This is a genomic window from Pseudomonas sp. B6001, from assembly GCF_013386015.1.
Taxonomy (GTDB): domain Bacteria; phylum Pseudomonadota; class Gammaproteobacteria; order Pseudomonadales; family Pseudomonadaceae; genus Aquipseudomonas.
In genome coordinates, this window is the sequence record NZ_JACAOX010000029.1 from 19,774 (window position 1) to 36,769 (window position 16,996).

18 protein-coding genes are annotated in these 16,996 nt (G+C 63.8%); 11 read left to right on the forward strand and 7 right to left on the reverse strand.

Features of this window, described 5'->3' with window-relative positions; all coding sequences use genetic code 11:
* Nucleotides 1-98: 98 nt before the first annotated feature.
* Together leuD and leuC are read right to left on the reverse strand one after the other, a co-directional pair.
* Nucleotides 99-713 carry a 3-isopropylmalate dehydratase small subunit gene (leuD, locus tag HX821_RS26450; protein ID WP_003208984.1) on the reverse strand — a complete coding sequence of 205 codons (615 nt, stop codon included), beginning with the start codon at nt 711-713 and terminating at the stop codon, nt 99-101.
* Nucleotides 710-2,131, reverse strand: a complete 1,422-nt coding sequence (leuC, locus tag HX821_RS26455; RefSeq protein ID WP_177036842.1) for a 3-isopropylmalate dehydratase large subunit — start codon at nt 2,129-2,131, stop codon at nt 710-712. The genes leuD and leuC overlap by 4 nt, the downstream gene beginning before the upstream one ends.
* Before the next feature lie 251 nt (nt 2,132-2,382).
* On the opposite strand from leuC, the gene HX821_RS26460 reads away from it, so the two are divergent.
* From HX821_RS26460 to HX821_RS26495, 8 genes are read left to right on the forward strand one after another with little or no spacing between them, the layout of a single operon-like run.
* Nucleotides 2,383-3,585, forward strand: a complete 1,203-nt coding sequence (locus HX821_RS26460; protein WP_177036844.1) for a PepSY domain-containing protein — start codon at nt 2,383-2,385, stop codon at nt 3,583-3,585.
* Nucleotides 3,582-4,121 (forward strand): hypothetical protein, encoded by a 540-nt coding sequence (locus HX821_RS26465; protein ID WP_008431660.1) that lies wholly within the window; start codon nt 3,582-3,584, stop codon nt 4,119-4,121. The genes HX821_RS26460 and HX821_RS26465 overlap by 4 nt, the downstream gene beginning before the upstream one ends.
* A complete protein-coding gene (locus HX821_RS26470; RefSeq protein ID WP_003208992.1) occupies nt 4,118-4,447 on the forward strand; it encodes a hypothetical protein in 330 nt (109 codons plus the stop codon). The genes HX821_RS26465 and HX821_RS26470 overlap by 4 nt, the downstream gene beginning before the upstream one ends.
* The gene (locus HX821_RS26475) at nt 4,444-5,004 is read left to right on the forward strand and encodes a DUF6162 family protein (RefSeq protein ID WP_102605703.1); all 561 of its coding nucleotides are present in this window, start codon (nt 4,444-4,446) and stop codon (nt 5,002-5,004) included. The genes HX821_RS26470 and HX821_RS26475 overlap by 4 nt, the downstream gene beginning before the upstream one ends.
* 26 nt (nt 5,005-5,030) lie before the next feature.
* Nucleotides 5,031-5,951: a metal ABC transporter substrate-binding protein gene (locus HX821_RS26480; RefSeq protein WP_023659272.1), complete on the forward strand. Its 921-nt coding sequence runs from the start codon at nt 5,031-5,033 to the stop codon at nt 5,949-5,951.
* Complete coding sequence (locus HX821_RS26485) at nt 5,948-6,694, forward strand: metal ABC transporter ATP-binding protein (protein ID WP_177036847.1); 747 nt, start codon at nt 5,948-5,950, stop codon at nt 6,692-6,694. Before HX821_RS26480 ends, HX821_RS26485 begins: the two co-directional genes overlap by 4 nt.
* Nucleotides 6,691-7,590, forward strand: coding sequence for a metal ABC transporter permease (locus tag HX821_RS26490; RefSeq protein WP_003208998.1), 900 nt, complete (start codon nt 6,691-6,693; stop codon nt 7,588-7,590). Before HX821_RS26485 ends, HX821_RS26490 begins: the two co-directional genes overlap by 4 nt.
* A complete protein-coding gene (locus tag HX821_RS26495; RefSeq protein WP_003208999.1) occupies nt 7,590-8,537 on the forward strand; it encodes a metal ABC transporter solute-binding protein, Zn/Mn family in 948 nt (315 codons plus the stop codon). Before HX821_RS26490 ends, HX821_RS26495 begins: the two co-directional genes overlap by 1 nt.
* Before the next feature lie 149 nt (nt 8,538-8,686).
* On the opposite strand, the gene HX821_RS26500 is transcribed toward HX821_RS26495, so the two are convergent.
* The 5 genes from HX821_RS26500 to HX821_RS26520 all read right to left on the reverse strand — a co-directional run bounded on the left by HX821_RS26500 (nt 8,687) and on the right by HX821_RS26520 (nt 13,439).
* Nucleotides 8,687-8,911, reverse strand: coding sequence for an MbtH family protein (locus tag HX821_RS26500; RefSeq protein ID WP_003209001.1), 225 nt, complete (start codon nt 8,909-8,911; stop codon nt 8,687-8,689).
* Between the two features lie 80 nt (nt 8,912-8,991).
* The gene (locus tag HX821_RS26505; RefSeq protein WP_177036849.1) at nt 8,992-10,392 is read right to left on the reverse strand and encodes an aspartate aminotransferase family protein; all 1,401 of its coding nucleotides are present in this window, start codon (nt 10,390-10,392) and stop codon (nt 8,992-8,994) included.
* Nucleotides 10,393-10,542: 150 nt separating this feature from the next.
* The gene (locus HX821_RS26510) at nt 10,543-11,316 is read right to left on the reverse strand and encodes an N-acetylmuramoyl-L-alanine amidase (protein ID WP_003209007.1); all 774 of its coding nucleotides are present in this window, start codon (nt 11,314-11,316) and stop codon (nt 10,543-10,545) included.
* Between the two features lie 123 nt (nt 11,317-11,439).
* On the reverse strand, nt 11,440-12,759 hold the full coding sequence (locus HX821_RS26515) for an ATP-binding protein (RefSeq protein ID WP_008431673.1): 1,320 nt from the start codon (nt 12,757-12,759) through the stop codon (nt 11,440-11,442).
* The gene (locus tag HX821_RS26520) at nt 12,759-13,439 is read right to left on the reverse strand and encodes a response regulator (RefSeq protein WP_003209011.1); all 681 of its coding nucleotides are present in this window, start codon (nt 13,437-13,439) and stop codon (nt 12,759-12,761) included. Before HX821_RS26520 ends, HX821_RS26515 begins: the two co-directional genes overlap by 1 nt.
* 175 nt (nt 13,440-13,614) lie before the next feature.
* Between HX821_RS26520 and dsbD the strand changes: the two genes are divergently transcribed.
* From dsbD to dsbG, 3 genes are read left to right on the forward strand one after another with little or no spacing between them, the layout of a single operon-like run.
* Nucleotides 13,615-15,345: a protein-disulfide reductase DsbD gene (dsbD, locus tag HX821_RS26525; protein WP_087695095.1), complete on the forward strand. Its 1,731-nt coding sequence runs from the start codon at nt 13,615-13,617 to the stop codon at nt 15,343-15,345.
* The gene (locus HX821_RS26530) at nt 15,345-16,214 is read left to right on the forward strand and encodes a TlpA disulfide reductase family protein (protein ID WP_087695093.1); all 870 of its coding nucleotides are present in this window, start codon (nt 15,345-15,347) and stop codon (nt 16,212-16,214) included. The genes dsbD and HX821_RS26530 overlap by 1 nt, the downstream gene beginning before the upstream one ends.
* Nucleotides 16,190-16,951, forward strand: coding sequence for a thiol:disulfide interchange protein DsbG (dsbG, locus tag HX821_RS26535; RefSeq protein WP_003209017.1), 762 nt, complete (start codon nt 16,190-16,192; stop codon nt 16,949-16,951). The genes HX821_RS26530 and dsbG overlap by 25 nt, the downstream gene beginning before the upstream one ends.
* Nucleotides 16,952-16,996: the final 45 nt, after the last annotated feature.

A 16,996-nucleotide genomic window follows, 5' to 3' on the forward strand; every position in this document is an offset into this window, starting at 1 on the left:
GGGAGGCCGCTGTGCTCTTGATTTTGATCTGACTGCCCCATTCAGCCCGAGGCCGAACGCAGGCAGTGCGGAGCAGCCAACCTGCAACTACAGCCCCATCACCCGAGCCAAGGATTGGCCGCCAAATGCTCACGCTCAAACGCCTTGATCTGCTCACTGCGCTGCAACGTCGTGCCAATAGCATCCAACCCCAACAACAACGCAGTCTTGCGCAACGTATCGATCTGGAACGCAATCACCTGCCCGTCCGCCAAAAGGATCTCCTGCGCCTCCAGGTCCACACTGATCTGCGCCTGCTCAGGCTGACTCACCATCTGCCCCAACCGCTGCAACACCGCCTCCTCCAGCGTGATCAACAACACCCCGTTACGCTGGCAGTTGTCATAGAAAATCCCCGCAAAGCTGCTGCCGATCAACGCGCGAATGCCCATCTGCTTCAGGCCCCACACCGCATGCTCCCGGCTGGAACCACAGCCGAAGTTCGGCCCCACTACCATAAAACTCGCGCCCTGCCAGGCCGGCTGGTTCAGCACAAATTGCGGGTCAGGCTCACCCGAGGGCAAAAAGCGCAAATCAAAGAACAACCCGCGATCCAGCCCGTTGCGGTCGATGCCCTTGAGAAACTGCTTGGGCATGATCACGTCGGTGTCGATATTGGCCGCCAGCATCGGCGCCGCCTTGCCGGTGATCCGAGTGAAGGGTTGCAAGCTCATGTGCGGTCTCCAAAGTGGCGAATATCCGTCAGCCGGCCAGTGATGGCCGCAGCGGCGACCATGGCGGGGCTCATCAGGTGCGTGCGGGCACCCGCGCCCTGGCGGCCTTCGAAATTTCGGTTGGTGCTGGAAGCGCAGCGGTCGCCCGGCTCCAGCACGTCGTCGTTCATCGCCAGGCACATCGAGCAGCCCGACTGGCGCCATTCAAACCCGGCGTCGATAAAGATCGCGGCAAGGCCTTCGGCTTCGGCCTGGTCACGCACTTCGGTGGAGCCCGGCACGATCATCGCCCGCACATGGTCGGCCACGTGCTTGCCGCGCACCACGCTGGCGGCGTCGCGCAGGTCTTCGATACGGGCGTTGGTGCAGGAGCCGATAAACGCGTGGCTGATCACAATGTCGCTCAACGGCATGCCCGCTTCCAGGCCCATGTAGTTCAAGGCACGGCGCATGTCCTGGCGCAGGATCAGGTCGCTGATGTCTTGCGGGTCCGGCACGCGGGCACCGATGGGGGCGGCCTGGTCGGGGCTGGTGCCCCAGGTGACCATCGGTTCAAGGGCGCGGGCATCCAGTTGCACTTCGAGGTCGAACACCGCGTCGGCATCCGAGTGCAGTTGGCGCCAGCCCACCAGGGCGCGTTCCCACAACTCGCCCTTCGGCGCGCGTGGCTTGCCCTTGAGGTAGGCGAAGACTTTTTCATCCGGCGCCATGAACGCTCCACGTGCGCCGGCTTCCACCGCCATGTTGCAAATGGTCATGCGCGCCTCGACGCTCAAGGCATCGATGGTCGACCCACAAAACTCAATGGCGTAGCCGGTGGCTCCCGAAGCGCCGATCTTGCCGATCAGCGCCATGATCACGTCCTTGGAGGTCAGCCCACGGGCCAGTTCGCCGTCCACGGTCACACGCAGGCTTTTCAGACGCTTGTAGACCAGGGTTTGCGAGGCCAGCAAATGCTCGATTTCCGAAGTGCCAATGCCAAAGCCGAACGCGCCCAAGGCCCCGTAGGTGGTGGTGTGGCTGTCGCCGGCGGCGATCACCATGCCCGGCAGGATAAAACCCTGCTCCGGGGCGATCACGTGTTCGATGCCCTGGCGCTTGTCGAGGATATCCAACAGCTCGATCCCGAAATCCCGGCAGTTTTCCGCCAGGTACGACACCTGGCGCGCGCCGCCCGCATCCGGCATGGTCGCGATGCGCTTGGGCGTGGTGGGGTTCACATGGTCGACCACCGCCAGCGCCGTACCGGGCCGCCACACACCACGGCCCGCCTCGCGCAAGCCGCTGAAAGCTTGCGGGCTGGTGTATTCATTGATCACCTGGCGGTCGATGTACAGCAGCACATGGCCCTGGTCATCCAGGCGGCACACCGTGTGGGAATCGATGTGTTTGTCGTAGAGGGTTCTGGCAGAAGTCATTATGGGGCTCGCTCAACGGTATGACCCCATCATAGGCAGCGCCCCCGCCCCATCAATCCCGCCTTGGTGATGGCTCGGAACATGTTTCGTGTTGCATGAATGCGTATCTGAAACATTTACTTTCATATCCGCCTTAGGGTTTTGTGTTTCTCATCCGTCTTAACTTAGATACAGCCGCTCGCGTCAGCAAAAGCTACGGGTGGCGTTTTCCGGGCCTTTACCGCCTCCCTCCGATCAAGACCCTCATTCACATGTCGAAGAAGTCACGCTCAAAACTCTGGTTTCTCGTGCACAGCTGGCTGGCATTGCCCATCTGGTTCTTTGTGCTGATCGTCTGCGTCACTGGCACCCTGGCGGTGGTCAGCCAGGAGATCGTCTGGCTGGCCAACCCGGACATCCGCGCCAGCAAGCCGTCGGACAATGCCGAACCGCTCACCTACGACCAGGTGATCGGCGCCATCAAGCGCGCCGAACCCCAGGTGATCGTCGAATCCCTGAGCCGCCCGGACGAATCGCACTTCGCCCTCAGCGCCGACCTCAGCTACCCCGACGGGCGCTCGCTGGAGGTCTACGTCAACCCATACACCGGGGTGATCCAGGGCATCAGCCCATCGTTCAACTTCCAGCAATTTACCCGTGCCCTGCATGGCTGGTGGCTGGTGCCTTTCACCAATGGCTACAGCTGGGGCTGGTACCTGGTCTCGCTGCTGGGCTTGCCGCTGCTGGCCTCGCTGGTCACCGGCCTCGTGGTCTACAAGCGTTTCTGGAAAGGTTTTTTCAGGCCGACCCTGCGCATTCGTCACGGTGCGCGGATTTTCTGGGGCGACTTCCACCGGTTGAGCGGCATCTGGTCGATCTGGTTTATCGCGGTGATTTCCATCACAGGCACCTGGTTCCTGATCCAGGCGATCCTGGGTGATAACCAGATCACCATTTCCAGCGAGCCGATCGTCCCGGCGATTGCCCGCGACAAAGTGCCGATGTCCGCCCCGGGCGTACCGGCGCCCATGATTCCCCTGGACGAGGCGATCAACATCGCCACCCAGCGCATTCCCGGGCTTGAGGCCAGCTTCGTGAGCCTGCCCAGCAACGCCTACAGCCACCTGCGCATCGGCGGGCGTGGCTGGTACCCGCTGATGTTCCAGACCGCGGAAATCAACCCGTACAACGGCGAAATCGCCGCCTCGCACCTGCTGTCCGACCGTTCGGCCCTGGAGTTCGTCACCGAATCCATGCGCCCGTTGCACACCGGGGACTTTGGCGGGATCTGGATCAAGCTGATCTGGGCCTTCTTCGGCCTGGTGCTGAGTATGATGGTCTTGAGCGGCTTGCTGATCTGGACCAAACGCACGGCCCTGGCCACCCTCAATGCGCTGAAACGCGAAGCCAAGGCAGCCCGTCAACCGGCGAAAACCCAGGCCTTGCAGGCTGAGACCACGGAGGCCAACCCATGAACAAGGCCATGACGGTTCAACCCCCCTCGCCCCTTCGGGCCTTCTGGCTCAAATGGCGCTTCCACATCAATATCCTGCTGTTGCTGGTGCCCCTGGGCTTCATGCCCAAGTACTTTGCCGACGCGGCACTGTTTCGCGGCGACAGCGGCCTGGGCGAACGGGAGATCGGCGAAGTACAGGTCGGCCCCTGGAGCCTGAAGCTCGCCGAACTACGCAACGAGCCGCCGCGCCCGGACCCGGCAGGCCCGATGAAATCCTTCAACGCTGCCCTGTGTGCCACGTGCATCGACCAGGTCAAGGCAACCTACCTGCGTATCGGCAAGCCCCGCAGCCTGCGGGCGGCCGGGGTGATTTTCTTCGGCACCCCATACCGCATGGGCGCTGCGTTGCCGATCCCTGAGCGCACCCCGCTGGACGCCGAAGTGTGGATCACCATGGAAGGCTGGGACGGCGCCATGCACCAGGCCTCCATTCCCTTGAGCCAGGCATCGCCGGCCACCATCGACTGGCTGAAAAAACGAGGAGTTAAACCATGACTTTGCCGCAACTGGCCCGCACCGTTGGCGCGCTGATCCTCAGTGCCGGTTTCAGTACCGTCGCCCTGGCCCACAACCCGATGTGCGAATGCAAGGAAATCGCCGGCGAGCAGATCCAGTGCACCGGTGGTTTCTCCGATGGCAGCGGTGCCCCCGGCGTGACCCTGGACGTGATCGGCTACGACGAGACCATCCTGGTGCCCGGCAAGCTGGGAGAAGACTCGAAGCTGACCTTCAAGAAACCCTCCGCCGAGTTCTACGTGCTGTTTGATGCCGGCCCCGGCCACGTGGTGGAAATCGACCAAGCGGATATCCAGCCCCAATGAGCCGTACAACCCAAGTCGTGCGCCCGGCCGGTGCCGGGCACGAAACCCTGTATGTCCTGCTGTTGTGCCTGATCATCCTCGCCGTTGCCGGCACGGTGGTGGCCTTGCGCGGTGAAAGCCAGGAGATCGCCGCCGTGCCCAGCCACCAACTGGACGCCCGCCGCGACCTCAGCGCCGCCGAGCAAGGCATCTACGCCGACCTGCGGGTGACCCTGGATGAAATCCACTTGCTGCAGGAGGAACACAGCGCCCTGCCGACGCCTGAACAGCTGGCCGAAGAGGGCTTCGCGCCCTTCGCCCAGGACGCCAGTTCGGTGAGCCGTGGCGACCACCGCTGGCAGTTGCTGGACGCGGCCTATCTGGGCCTGAGCCAGACGCCGGACCTCAGCGGTTCGCTGTTGATGCGCATCCGCGGCGCCGAGCCGGATATCTGGCTCAACCGCAGCGCCCACCTCACCGCCCCCACCGACCTCACTGACCAGGCGCTGATCAGCGCGGGCTGGCAGCAGGTAGTCGCGCAATTCGATGCCGGTGTCACCCGCCAGCATCGTCACTGAATTCACGTTGCAGCCGAGAGAAGACCATGTCTATTTCATCTCCATTATTACGTCTGGTGCTGGTCGGCCTGATCACCGTGCTGCTGGCCCCGTTCGCCAGTGCCGACCCGGCAAAGCGCCTGCGCATCGGCATCACCCTGCACCCGTATTACAGCTACGTCGCCAATATCGTCGGCGACAAGGCTGAAGTTGTCCCGCTGATCCCGGCCGGTTTCAATCCCCATGCCTACGAACCCCGCGCCGAAGACATCAAACGCATCGGCACCCTTGATGTGATCGTGCTCAACGGCGTCGGCCATGACGATTTCGCCGACCGCATGATCGCCACCAGCGAGCGCCCGGACATCCCGGTGATCGAGGCCAACGCCAACGTGCCGCTGCTGGCCGCCACCGGCAACGCTGCGCGCGGTGCGGGCAAGGTGGTCAACCCGCACACCTTCCTGTCCATCAGCGCCTCGATTGCCCAGGTGAACAACATTGCCCGGGAACTGGGCAAGCTCGACCCGGACAACGCCAAGACCTACACCCAGAACGCCCGCGCCTACGGCAAGCGCCTGCGCCAGATGCGCGCCGACGCCCTGGCCAAGCTCACCAGCGCGCCCAACCCCGACCTGCGGGTGGCCACCGTGCACGCGGCATATGACTACCTGCTGCGGGAATTCGGCCTGGAAGTCACCGCCGTGGTGGAACCGGCCCACGGCATCGAGCCGAGCCCCAGCCAGTTGAAGAAGACCATCGACCAACTGCGGGAACTGGACGTGAAAGTGATCTTCTCGGAGATGGATTTCCCGTCCAGCTACGTCGACACCATCCAGCGTGAATCCGGGGTGAAGCTGTACCCGCTGTCGCATATTTCCTATGGCGACTACAGCGCGGAAAAATACGAAGTGGAAATGACCGGCAACCTCAACACCGTGGTGCGGGCGATTCAGGAGTCCGGGGCATGACGGCGGCTGAACACCTGAGTGTGGCCAGCGTTGGCCCGACCGTCGACTTCGATAACGTCGCGCTGACCCTGGGCCGTACGGTGATCCTCGATGCAGTGAGTTTCCAGGTGCAGCCCGGCAGCATCCATGCGCTGGTGGGCCCCAACGGCGGCGGCAAAAGCTCGCTGATCAAGACCCTGCTGGGGCAAACGCCGCACCAGGGCCAGTTGAGCCTGCATTGGCCGGATGCACCCGGCACCATCGGCTACGTACCCCAGGCGCTGGAGTTCGACCGGGGCTTGCCGATGACCGTCGACGATTTCATGGCCGCGATGTGCCAGCGGCGTCCGGCGTTTCTCGGGCTGTCCAAACATTACGCCGCCGCGATTGGCGACGCACTGGAACGGGTCGGCATGCAGGACAAGCGCAAGCGGCGCATGGGTGCGCTGTCTGGCGGTGAACGCCAGCGGGTGCTGTTGGCCCAGGGCTTGATCCCGGCACCGCAATTGCTGGTGCTGGACGAACCGATGTCGGCGCTGGACGAAGCCGGGATCCAGGTGTTCGAGCGGCTGCTGAACGACTGGCGCCGGGCCGGGATCACCGTGCTGTGGATCGAACACGACCTGGAAGCCGTCGGCCGCCTGGCCGATCGCGTCACCGGCCTGAACCGCCGTGTGCTGTTCGACGCCACGCCGAAAGAGGCACTGACCCCGGACCGCCTGCTGACCCTGTTCTCCACCCACCCACGGAGCCCGGCCTTATGAGCTATGAAGCCTTTCGTCTGATGGTCCAGGGCTGGGCGTCTTCCGGGTATCTGCCGGAAGCGCTGGCCTATGGATTTGTAGTCAACGCCCTGCTCGCCGGCCTGCTGATCGGCCCGGTGCTGGGTGGTTTGGGCACCCTGGTGGTGGTCAAGCGCTTTGCGTTCTTTTCCGAAGCCGTGGGCCATGCCGCACTGACCGGCGTGGCCGTGGGCATTCTGCTGGGGGAACCGTATACCGGGCCTTACGGCAGCCTGTTCGGCTACTGCCTGCTGTTCGGGATCCTGCTCAACTACTTGCGCAACCGCACCGGCCTGGCGCCGGACACGCTGATCGGCGTATTCCTCTCGGTGTCCCTGGCCCTGGGCGCGAGCCTGCTGCTCATTCTGGCGGGCAAGATCAACGTGCACATTCTCGAAAACGTGCTGTTCGGCTCGGTGCTGACCGTCAACGGCAATGACCTGTTGGTGCTGGCGATTGTCGGCGCGCTGGTGATGGCCCTGGCCCTGCCACTGTACAACCGCATCATGCTCGCCAGCTTCAACCCGCAGTTGGCGGCGGTGCGCGGGGTGGCGGTGAAGACCCTGGACTACCTGTTCGTGATCCTGGTGACCCTGATCACCGTGGCGGCGGTCAAGGTCATCGGCGCGATCCTGGTGGGTGCGTTGCTGGTGATTCCGGCGGCCGCCGCACGCCTGTTGAGCCAGTCGCTCAAGGGCTTCTTCTGGATCTCGGTGGTGATCGCCACCGTCAGCACCCTGTGCGGGATCCTGCTGCCGATCATCTTCGACCTGCCGATTCCGTCCGGTGCCGCGATCATCCTGGTAGCCGGTATCGCCTTCGCCCTCGCCGCCATCGCCCGCGGCACGGTCCCCAGCCTGAAAGGGAATCTTGGATAATGCGCCCGATGTTTCGACCACTGCTTCTGGCCCTGGCCATCGCCACACCGGCATTCGCCGCCGACGGCGTCAAGCCACTACAGATCACCGCCAACCAAGGCGTTGGCCATGCTGCCTTGAACCAGGCCAAGGCGACAAAACCGGTAAAAGTCCTCGCCGCCTTGCCGATCACCTATGGCTTGGCGCAGGTGTTGCTCAAAGGCACTGACGTACAGCTTGAGCGCGCGGCACCGGCCAACCTGCCCGGCTCGCGGCAAGTCGCCTATTTCACCGGGCGCGGTGCGCAGGCGCTGAACACCCTGGCGCTGGACGCCGATGCAGCCATCGGCCTGCGCTCGCTGTGGCCCGACGACCCGCTGTACCCGGTGGCCCGGCGCAGCAATATCCGCATCGTCGAAGTCGACGCCGCGCGCCCGGTGGACGGTGGCTTGCCGGGGATTGCCGTGCAGCCGGGCGCCACCGACGGCCTGAACAGCCAGCCGTGGCAAGCCAGCAACAACATGGGGCGTATGGCCGATGTGATGGCCGCCGACCTGAGCCGCCTGGCGCCCGAGGCCAAGCCGCAGATCGAAGCCAACCTGGCCGCGCTCAAGCAACGCCTGCTCAAGCTCACCGCCGACAGCGAAGCGCGACTGGCCAAGGCCGATAACCTGACGGTGGCCAGCTTGAGCGATCACTTTGGTTATCTCGTCAGTGGCTTGAACCTGGAGCTGGTCAGCACCGATGCAAGGGCGGATACCGAGTGGACACCCGAGGCGTTGCAGCAACTGAGCGAAGGCTTGAAGGAGAATGAGGTGGCCGTGGTGCTGCATCACCGCAAGCCAAGCGATGCAGTGCAGGCGGCGGTCACGGCGGGCGGGGCGAAGTTGCTGGTGCTGGGCACCGATGGCGCCGACCCGGTGGCGGAACTGGAAGGCAATGTGGATCAGGTGATCAAGGCGCTGTAACGCGCCTCTCACCGGCGAAACACAGTAAATGTGGGAGCGGGCTTGCTCGCGAAGGCGGTGTGACAGTCAACACATACGGTGACTGAAACAACGCCTTCGCGAGCAAGCCCGCTCCCACATTTGGGTCGGTGTTATGCCCGAGGTCCGGGTCAGCCGGCAAGTGCCTGGCTATCCATCTTCTGGCGCAGGCTCAGCGGACGCATGTCGGTCCACACTTCTTCGATGTAGGCCAGGCACTCTTTCTTCATCCCGCTCTTGCCCACGGTGCGCCAGCCTTCCGGCACGGCCTTGTAGTCGGGCCAGATGGAATATTGTTCTTCATGGTTGACCACTACCTGAAACAGGATGTCTTCGCGGTCGAATACTGAGGTCATTGCTGTTCTCCGTCGGTGTAAGGCTGGCTGCGCACCACGCACAGCTGATGTAAGAAGGAACGTGCCAGCCCGATAAAAAATTAGAGGCTGGTGACCGACGCCGCCAGGGCGCGACCAAAAATCTCGGCCACACGGTCGATTTCTACGGCAGTAATCACCAGCGGCGGCAGGAAACGCACGACGCTGCCGTGTCGCCCGCCCAGTTCGAGAATCAACCCGCGCTTGAGGCATTCACGCTGCACCAGCGGCGCCAGTTGGCGATGCACCGGCGGGTGGCCCTGGGCATCAGGCGCACCGGCGGGGTCCACCAGTTCCACACCGAGCATCAGCCCACGGCCACGAATGTCTCCCAACTGCGGGAAGTCGCGCTGCAGGATGCGCAGGTGTTCGCCGAGGCGCTCGCCCATGGCGGCCGCGTGGGCGGGAATGTCGTGGTCCTTGAGGTAACGCATCACCGCCGAGCCGGCCGCCATGGCCATCTGATTGCCACGGAAGGTCCCGGCATGGGCGCCCGGCAACCAGGTGTCGAGCCAGTCGCGATACACCACCACCGCCAGCGGCAGGCTGCCGCCGATGGCTTTGGACAGCACGACCACGTCCGGGACAATGCCGGCATGTTCGAAGGCAAACATCTTGCCGGTGCGACCAAAGCCGCTCTGGATTTCGTCGACAATCAACGCCACACCAGCCTGCTCGGTAATGCGCCGCAGGCCGCGCAGCCAGTCGAGATCAGCCGGGATCACGCCGCCCTCGCCTTGCACCACCTCGACGATCACCGCCGCCGGCAGCAATACACCGGCCTCGGGATCGTTGAGCAGGTTTTCCAGATAATGCAGGTTGACCTTCACCCCTTCCGCGCCGCCCAGCCCGAACGGGCAACGGTAGTCGTACGGGAATGGCAGGAATTGCACGCCATTGCCGAGCAACGCGCCCAGTGGCTTCTTCGGCCCCAGGCTGCCCATCAGGCTCAGGGCGCCCTGACTCATGCCGTGATAACCGCCCTGGAATGACAACACCGTGCTCCGCCCGGTGGCGGTGCGCACCAGTTTCAGCGCGGCTTCCACCGCATCGGTGCCGGTGGGGCCGCAGAACTGGATCTTGGCTTCCTGCGCCAGCGCCGGCGGCAGCAGGCCGAACAGGTCCTGCACGAATTGGTCCTTGACCGGCGTGGTCAGGTCCAGGGTGTGCAACGGCAATTCATCGCTCAGCACCTGGCGAATGGCATCGATCACCACCGGGTGGTTGTGCCCCAGCGCCAGGGTGCCGGCACCGGCCAGGCAATCGATAAAGCTGCGGCCTTCGACGTCCTCGACATAGATCCCTCGGGCGCGCTTGAGCGCCAGGGGAATGCGCCGTGGGTAGCTGCGGGCATTGGATTCCTGCTGGCGCTGGCGGGCCAGCAGCGGGGTTTCATCGAACTGGTAAAGCGTTTCCGCAGGGACCGCCTGGGTCTCTTCGATACGGCTGGTAGCGACTGACATCTCTCGATCCCTCAATACGCTGATGATGGTGACCAAACTGCCCACCCGTTGGCGCCAGGCCCAAGGGCCGCGCACGGATTTCCTGTTCTGGAAACGCATCAGCGAAGGGAGGATTTACACCTGTGGTCGTTAAAAACAGCTTTAGCGGATTTACCCGGCCACCCCGGTGTATTTTTCATTCAACGCATACAGGATCGCGCAGGTCTGCGCATCCAGCCGCCCACTGTAGTCAGAGGGCCGAAAATGCATCTGGAACGCACGGACACGTTGCTGGAAACCCAGGCGATTTTTCGCCGGGGCATAACCGTAGCGCTGGAACGCCCGCTCCACCTCAACCTCTGGCGGCAGGCCGATGTCGAACCGACGTTGATAGGCCATCTTGGCCACCTCTTCATACCAGGCCCCCACGCCCGCCTCGAACAGGCAGCGCCATGGCAAGCGGGGGCCGGGGTCGCTCTTGCGCCAATAGGCAATGTCGGAATGCCCGAGGATGTCGGTAGGACCGATCGCCGGGTAACGCACCTGAATGTCACGAATCAAGGCGATCAACACGTCAATCTGCTCTGCGCCATACGCCGGGAAGGTCAACACACCGGCGTCATCCCGGGCCTGGTTGACGATTTCAATGCCGATGGAGCGGCTGTTGAGGTTATCGCGCCCGGCCCAGTGGCTGGTGCCGGCGTGCCAGGCGCGTTGCGCTTCGTCCACCAGGCGAAATACCCGCAACTCGTCATAGCCGGCGGCGCGGTAGCTGGCGTCATGGGGGTCGGCCAACAGGTAGTGGGCACTGAAACCGTCGCGGGTCAGTGCACGCAATGACGAGGCAAAGGGCGCGGCGGTGTAATGCACAATCACCTGGCGCACGGCCTGGCCATTGCGCTCATTGAAGTCGTTTGCGGGATACGTGGAATCGATAACCAACATAGGGGCTGTCCTTTTCAACACAGGCCGAGTCATTCAGCCGGTTCAAACACAAAAAAATGACCGCCATCCTGAAGCGTTGCGCTTGAGGATGGCGGTAGCTATGTGTGCTGTGAAAAGAAGGTTTCAGCGCCGCAACGGCATGCCCAGGTCGACGCGCATGCCATCGGCCTGGCTGTCGAATTTCAGAGAGCACGAGCAGCGCTGCACGATGGCCTGGACGATCGCCAACCCCAGGCCGCAACCCGGGCTGTTGCCGTTGCGCCAGAAGCGCTGGGTCAAGTGTTGCAAGTCTTCGCTGGAAATCGGCGCGCCATGGTCACGCACCCGGAACACCACATTGTCGCCAGCGCTGGACACACTCAGCTCCACCCGGGTATCGGCCGGGGTGTGGCGCAGCGCATTGTCCAGCAGGTTGCGCAGGGCGGCGACGGCCAGGCCCACCGGCATTTCCAAAGGTTTTTCGGACAAACCGTCTGCCAGGATCAGGTCAATACGCTGATTGTCGCCGCCGTTGGCATCCTGGATCGCCAGTTGCGCAACTTGCTCGGCACTCGATTGCAGGCCGTCATCAAACGACAGGCTGCCTTCGACCCGCGCCAGCAGCAGCAACTGCTCAAGGGTGCGGTGCAAGCGGTCGGCGCCCTCTTCAGCATGGGCCAGGGACTGGTCACGGGCGGCGCCTTCGGTCATGCGCGCCACTTGCAGGTGGGTCTTGATCGCGGTCAACGGGCTGCGCAGTTCGTGGGCCGCGTCACCGGTCAAGCGGCGTTCGCGTTCGATGGTCTTGGCGATGCGTTGCAGCAACTGGTTCTGGGTGTCGAGCAGTGGCTTGAGTTCGCTGGGCAGCGGGCTGATCTGCAACGGTTCGAGGGAGTCGGCACTGCGGCGCATCAAGGCGTCACGCATGCGGTTGAGCGGCAACAGGCTCTGGCCGATCCCCAGCCACAACAGGCACAGGCAGCCCAACAATGCCACGCCCACCGGCACCGAGGCGGCCAGCAGGATCGACAGGTTCAACGCTTCACGCTCCACCTGCCGGTCGGCGGTGGTGATAAACAAATCGCCACGGGACAGGGTAAAGCTGCGCCAGCCCACGCCATCAATCATCTGGTCGCGAAAGCCGCTCTTGCGCGACTCCAGGCCCTGGTCCGGCGTGGTGTGGCTGCGGGCCAAAACCACGCCGCGCAAGGAACTGACCTGGCACGCCATACCGCCTGGCACATTCAATTGTTCGGCGCTGAAGTGCGCCCCCTCCCCCGTGCTGGAGAGGCCGGGCATTTGCTCCATCAGCCCCGCCACCATGCGTGCCGACGCCACCAGGCGCTGGTCGAGGGAAAACATCATCTGGTTGCGCAGGTCGTTGAGCATCCACGCGGCGGCCAGGACCCAGATCAGCACGAAGGCTGCGCCGAGCTTGAAGGTCAGCCGCAGGCGCAGGCTCATCACGAAGCGTCCTCTCCACCGTCAGCCGGGCCCAGGCGATAGCCCAGGCCGCGCACGGTTTCGACGATGCCGTTGCCGAGTTTGCGCCGCAGGTGGTGGATGTGCACGTTGAGGGCGTTGCTTTCCAGTTCGTCGTTCAGGCCGTAGACGCTGTCCTTGAGCTGCTCGCTGGAGAGCACCCGGCCGCGGTTCTGCAACAGGGCCTGCAACAGCGCCTGCTCGCGGCGGGACAGGTCCACCGACTCACCGCCCAGCAACGTTTCGCGGCTGCTGGGGTTGTAGGTCAGGCGCCCGTGCTCGATCAGGTTGACGCTGCGGCCGGCTACCCGGCGCAACAGGGTGTGCAGGCGTGCGGCGAGTTCGCGCAGGTCGAAGGGCTTGAGCAGGTAGTCGTCGGCACCGGCCTGCAGGCCGTCGACGCGGTTGGTCACCGAATCCCGTGCGGTCAGGATCAGCACTGGAATCTCCAGGCCCTGGCTGCGCAGTTGCTGCAACAGCTTCAAGCCGTCTTCATCCGGCAGGCCGAGGTCGAGTACCATCACGTCGAATTCCGCCACCTTGAGCATCGCCCGGGCAGCCGCAGCCGTGCCGACGCGCTCGACCGTCAGGCCCTGGGCGCTGAGCCCGGCAACAATGCCGCTGGCGATCAGCTCGTCGTCTTCACAGACCAGTACGTGCATGGTGAACCCTTTGCAAAATGTGAGGGTGATTAAAAAGGCAGTGGATTAAGCGTGCATTATGCCGCCAACGCCGAGAATCCCGGATAATCCCTTCTTTCTAGGATAGCCCGGTTAATCATCGGTTAATCAACGCCACACATTGTGTGTCCCACTTGCTTCGAACTAAGGCTTGATCATGCGGCATCTGTTTATCTTTCTGCTGGTAGTGTTTGCTGGATTCGCCCAGGCCGCGCCTGGCAACAATCCATTCGAGACCAAACCCGACTTCCTCCCGGTAGGCAAAGCCTTCACCTTTACCTCCGAGCGTCTGGCCTCCGGCGAAACCCAGTTGTATTGGCAGATTGCCGACGGTTACTACCTGTACCAGCAGCGCATGAAATTCGATGGCCTGGCCGAAAAGCCGACGTTGCCCCAGGGCGAAGCCCACAGCGACGAGTTCTTTGGCGAGCAGCAAGTCTATCGCCAGGGCCTGGAAGTGAAGATTCCCGCTGGCGCCACCGGCCAGGTCAAGCTCGGCTGGCAAGGCTGCGCCGATGCCGGCCTGTGCTACCCGCCGCAATCGATCACCGTGGACCTGGGCGGCAACCCTGCCGTCGCCGCCACCGGCCAGGCCCAGGACCAAAGCCTGGCCAGCGGCCTGCAACAACGCAGCCTGGGCTGGAGCCTGCTGGTGTTCTTCGGCCTGGGCCTGCTGCTGGCCTTCGCCCCGTGTTCCCTGCCGATGTTGCCGATCCTCGCCGGCCTTGTGGTCGGCAGCGGCGCCAGCCCACGGCGCGGCTTTGCCCTGGCCGCCAGCTACGTGGTGTGCATGGCGCTGGTGTATGCCGCGCTCGGTGTATTGGCTGCGCTGCTCGGCGGCAACCTCGCCGCCCTGCTGCAAACCCCGTGGATCCTCGGCAGCTTCGCTGCGTTGTTTGTGATTCTCGCCCTGCCGATGTTCGGCTTCTTTGAACTGCAACTGCCGGCCTTCCTGCGCGATCGCCTGGACAACGTCAGCCGCAACCAAAGCGGCGGCAGCCTGGTAGGCGCCGGCGTGCTCGGCGCCCTGTCCGGCTTGCTGGTGGGCCCGTGCATGACCGCGCCCCTGGCCGGCGCCCTGCTCTACATCGCCCAAAGCGGCAACGCCTTGCACGGCGGTTTGATCCTGTTTGCCATGGGCATCGGCATCGGCGTGCCGCTGTTGCTGCTGGTGACCGTGGGTAACCGCTTCCTGCCCAAGCCTGGCACCTGGATGAATATCCTCAAGGGCATCTTCGGCTTCCTGTTCCTCGCCACCGCCGTGCTGATGATTCGCCCGGTGGTCGGTGAAACCCTGTGGCTCGGCTTGTGGGGTGTGCTGGCGCTGGTCATGGCCTACTGCGGCTGGCGCCTGGCCCGCGATTTCGGGCGTACCGCCATGCTGTTCGGTGCCGGTTCGCTGGTGTTGGGCCTCTGGGGCAGCGTATTGGTGATCGGCGCGGCCGGCGGCAGCGACGACCTGTGGCAACCGCTGAAGGTCTACAGCGGCTCGCGGGCAGCTGGCGCTCCCACCGCCCACGAAGCCTTTATGACCATCAACGACCCGGCCGTGCTGCAAAGCCAGCTCGACAGTGCCAAGGCCCAGGGCCAATGGGTACTGGTGGACTACTACGCCGACTGGTGCGTGTCGTGCAAGATCATGGAAAAACAGGTGTTCGGCAAACCCGAGGTACTGGACGCCCTCAAGGATGTGCGCCTGCTGCGCCTCGACGTCACCGCCGACAACGCCGCCAGCCGCGAGCTGCTGGGCCGCTACAAGGTCCCCGGCCCTCCGAGCTTCGTCTGGATCGGCCCCGACGGTGAAGAGCGCCGCGCCCAGCGCATCACCGGCGAAGTCGACGCCGCCGCCTTCCTGCAACGCTGGACCCAAGCCCGGGAAGCCCTCTGATGCTGACACTGACCATCGGCACCTTCGCCATCGCCCTGAATCACTTGCTGCTGATCACGGCGTTGATCCTCGCCACCCTGGTGGGCTGGCGGGTGGCCAAGCGCGGCGGCGAGAACCCCGAGTCGGTGCTGTTCACCCTGTTTCTGCTGGGTATGCTCGCCGCACGCGTCAGCTTCGTATTGATGTACTGGTCGTACTACCAGAATGACCCGCTGCAAATCGTCGACCTGCGCGACGGCGGTTTTCTCGCCTGGCCCGGCGTGATCGTGCTGATCATCGGCGCGCTGATCTACGGCTGGCGCCGCCCGCTGCTGCGCAAGCCACTGAGCGCCGGCGTGATCACCGGCCTGGCGTTCTGGGCCTTGACCAGCCTGTCCCTGACCCTCTACGAAAAAGGCACGCACCTGCCGGACATTGCCCTGCGCAACGCCAATGGCGAAACCGTGCAACTGGCCGACTACAAGGGCGGCCCGCTGGTGATCAACCTGTGGGCCACCTGGTGCCCACCGTGCCGGCGCGAAATGCCGGTACTGGAAAGTGCCCAGCGCCAGCGCCCGGACGTGACCTTCCTGTTCGTCAACCAGGCCGAAAGCATGCAAAGCGTCGCCACCTATCTGGCGACCCAGGGCCTGAACCTGGACAACGTGCTGTTCGACGCCAGCGGCCGCCTGGGCCAGGCCGTCGGCTCCATGGCCTTGCCCACCACCCTCTTCTACCAACCTGATGGTCGCCTGATAAACAGCCACCTGGGCGAACTCTCACAGGCCAGCCTGGCCCGCGCCATGGAGCGCTTCGAGCCGACCCCCGCCAAACCGGCCTTGCCGGCCACCACAAGGAATTCGCCATGCTCCGCCTCCGCCACCTGCTGACACTCCTGCCCCTGACCCTGGCCGCCAGCCTGGTCCACGCCGAAGACTGGCCGGCGCCGATCAAGAACATCGAAGCCAAGGGGGCCAAGATCATCGGCAAGTTCGATGCGCCCAGCGGCCTCACAGGTTACGCGGCGCAATACCAGAACCGCGGCATGGCGCTGTACCTGACCGCAGACGGCAAAAGCGTGATCGCCGGCAACCTGTACGACGCCGACGGCAATGACCTGAGCACCGCGCCGCTGGAGAAACTGGTGTATGCGCCGATGGCCAAGGAAGTCTGGGCCAAGATGGAACACAGCAACTGGATCCAGGACGGCAACAAGGACGCGCCGCGCATCGTGTACCTGTTCAGCGACCCGAACTGCCCGTACTGCAATATGTTCTGGGAACAGGCACGGCCGTGGGTGAAGTCGGGCAAGGTACAGTTGCGGCACATCATGGTGGGGATTATCCGTGAAGACAGCCCGGGCAAGTCGGCCGCGCTGTTTGCCGCCAAGGACCCGCAACAGGCCTTGGAAGCCCATGAGTCGGCCGGTAAAGGCAGCAAGTTGCAGGCGCTGGAGAAGATCCCGGCGGATATCCAGGCCAAGCTTGATTCGAATATGAAGCTGATGGACGAGCTGGAGTTGTCGGCCACGCCGGCAATTTTCTATCTGGATGACAAGGGTGGATTGCAGCAACAGCAAGGAGCGCCGTCGCCGGATAAGCTGGTGAAGATTCTCGGTCCGAAATAATCAGCCCTAGCCTGTAAAGACAATGCCCGCATCGAAGCGGGCATT

Coding starts and splice junctions, on each gene's coding strand:
- leuD (WP_003208984.1), bottom strand. CDS start 713: ATGAGCTTGCAACCCTTCACTCGGATCACCGGCAAGGCGGCGCCGATG.
- HX821_RS26495 (WP_003208999.1), top strand. CDS start 7,590: ATGCGCCCGATGTTTCGACCACTGCTTCTGGCCCTGGCCATCGCCACA.
- HX821_RS26460 (WP_177036844.1), top strand. CDS start 2,383: ATGTCGAAGAAGTCACGCTCAAAACTCTGGTTTCTCGTGCACAGCTGG.
- HX821_RS26465 (WP_008431660.1), top strand. CDS start 3,582: ATGAACAAGGCCATGACGGTTCAACCCCCCTCGCCCCTTCGGGCCTTC.
- HX821_RS26475 (WP_102605703.1), top strand. CDS start 4,444: ATGAGCCGTACAACCCAAGTCGTGCGCCCGGCCGGTGCCGGGCACGAA.
- HX821_RS26470 (WP_003208992.1), top strand. CDS start 4,118: ATGACTTTGCCGCAACTGGCCCGCACCGTTGGCGCGCTGATCCTCAGT.
- HX821_RS26490 (WP_003208998.1), top strand. CDS start 6,691: ATGAGCTATGAAGCCTTTCGTCTGATGGTCCAGGGCTGGGCGTCTTCC.
- HX821_RS26530 (WP_087695093.1), top strand. CDS start 15,345: ATGCTGACACTGACCATCGGCACCTTCGCCATCGCCCTGAATCACTTG.
- HX821_RS26520 (WP_003209011.1), bottom strand. CDS start 13,439: ATGCACGTACTGGTCTGTGAAGACGACGAGCTGATCGCCAGCGGCATT.
- dsbG (WP_003209017.1), top strand. CDS start 16,190: ATGCTCCGCCTCCGCCACCTGCTGACACTCCTGCCCCTGACCCTGGCC.
- HX821_RS26505 (WP_177036849.1), bottom strand. CDS start 10,392: ATGTCAGTCGCTACCAGCCGTATCGAAGAGACCCAGGCGGTCCCTGCG.
- leuC (WP_177036842.1), bottom strand. CDS start 2,131: ATGACTTCTGCCAGAACCCTCTACGACAAACACATCGATTCCCACACG.
- dsbD (WP_087695095.1), top strand. CDS start 13,615: ATGCGGCATCTGTTTATCTTTCTGCTGGTAGTGTTTGCTGGATTCGCC.
- HX821_RS26480 (WP_023659272.1), top strand. CDS start 5,031: ATGTCTATTTCATCTCCATTATTACGTCTGGTGCTGGTCGGCCTGATC.
- HX821_RS26485 (WP_177036847.1), top strand. CDS start 5,948: ATGACGGCGGCTGAACACCTGAGTGTGGCCAGCGTTGGCCCGACCGTC.
- HX821_RS26500 (WP_003209001.1), bottom strand. CDS start 8,911: ATGACCTCAGTATTCGACCGCGAAGACATCCTGTTTCAGGTAGTGGTC.
- HX821_RS26510 (WP_003209007.1), bottom strand. CDS start 11,316: ATGTTGGTTATCGATTCCACGTATCCCGCAAACGACTTCAATGAGCGC.
- HX821_RS26515 (WP_008431673.1), bottom strand. CDS start 12,759: ATGAGCCTGCGCCTGCGGCTGACCTTCAAGCTCGGCGCAGCCTTCGTG.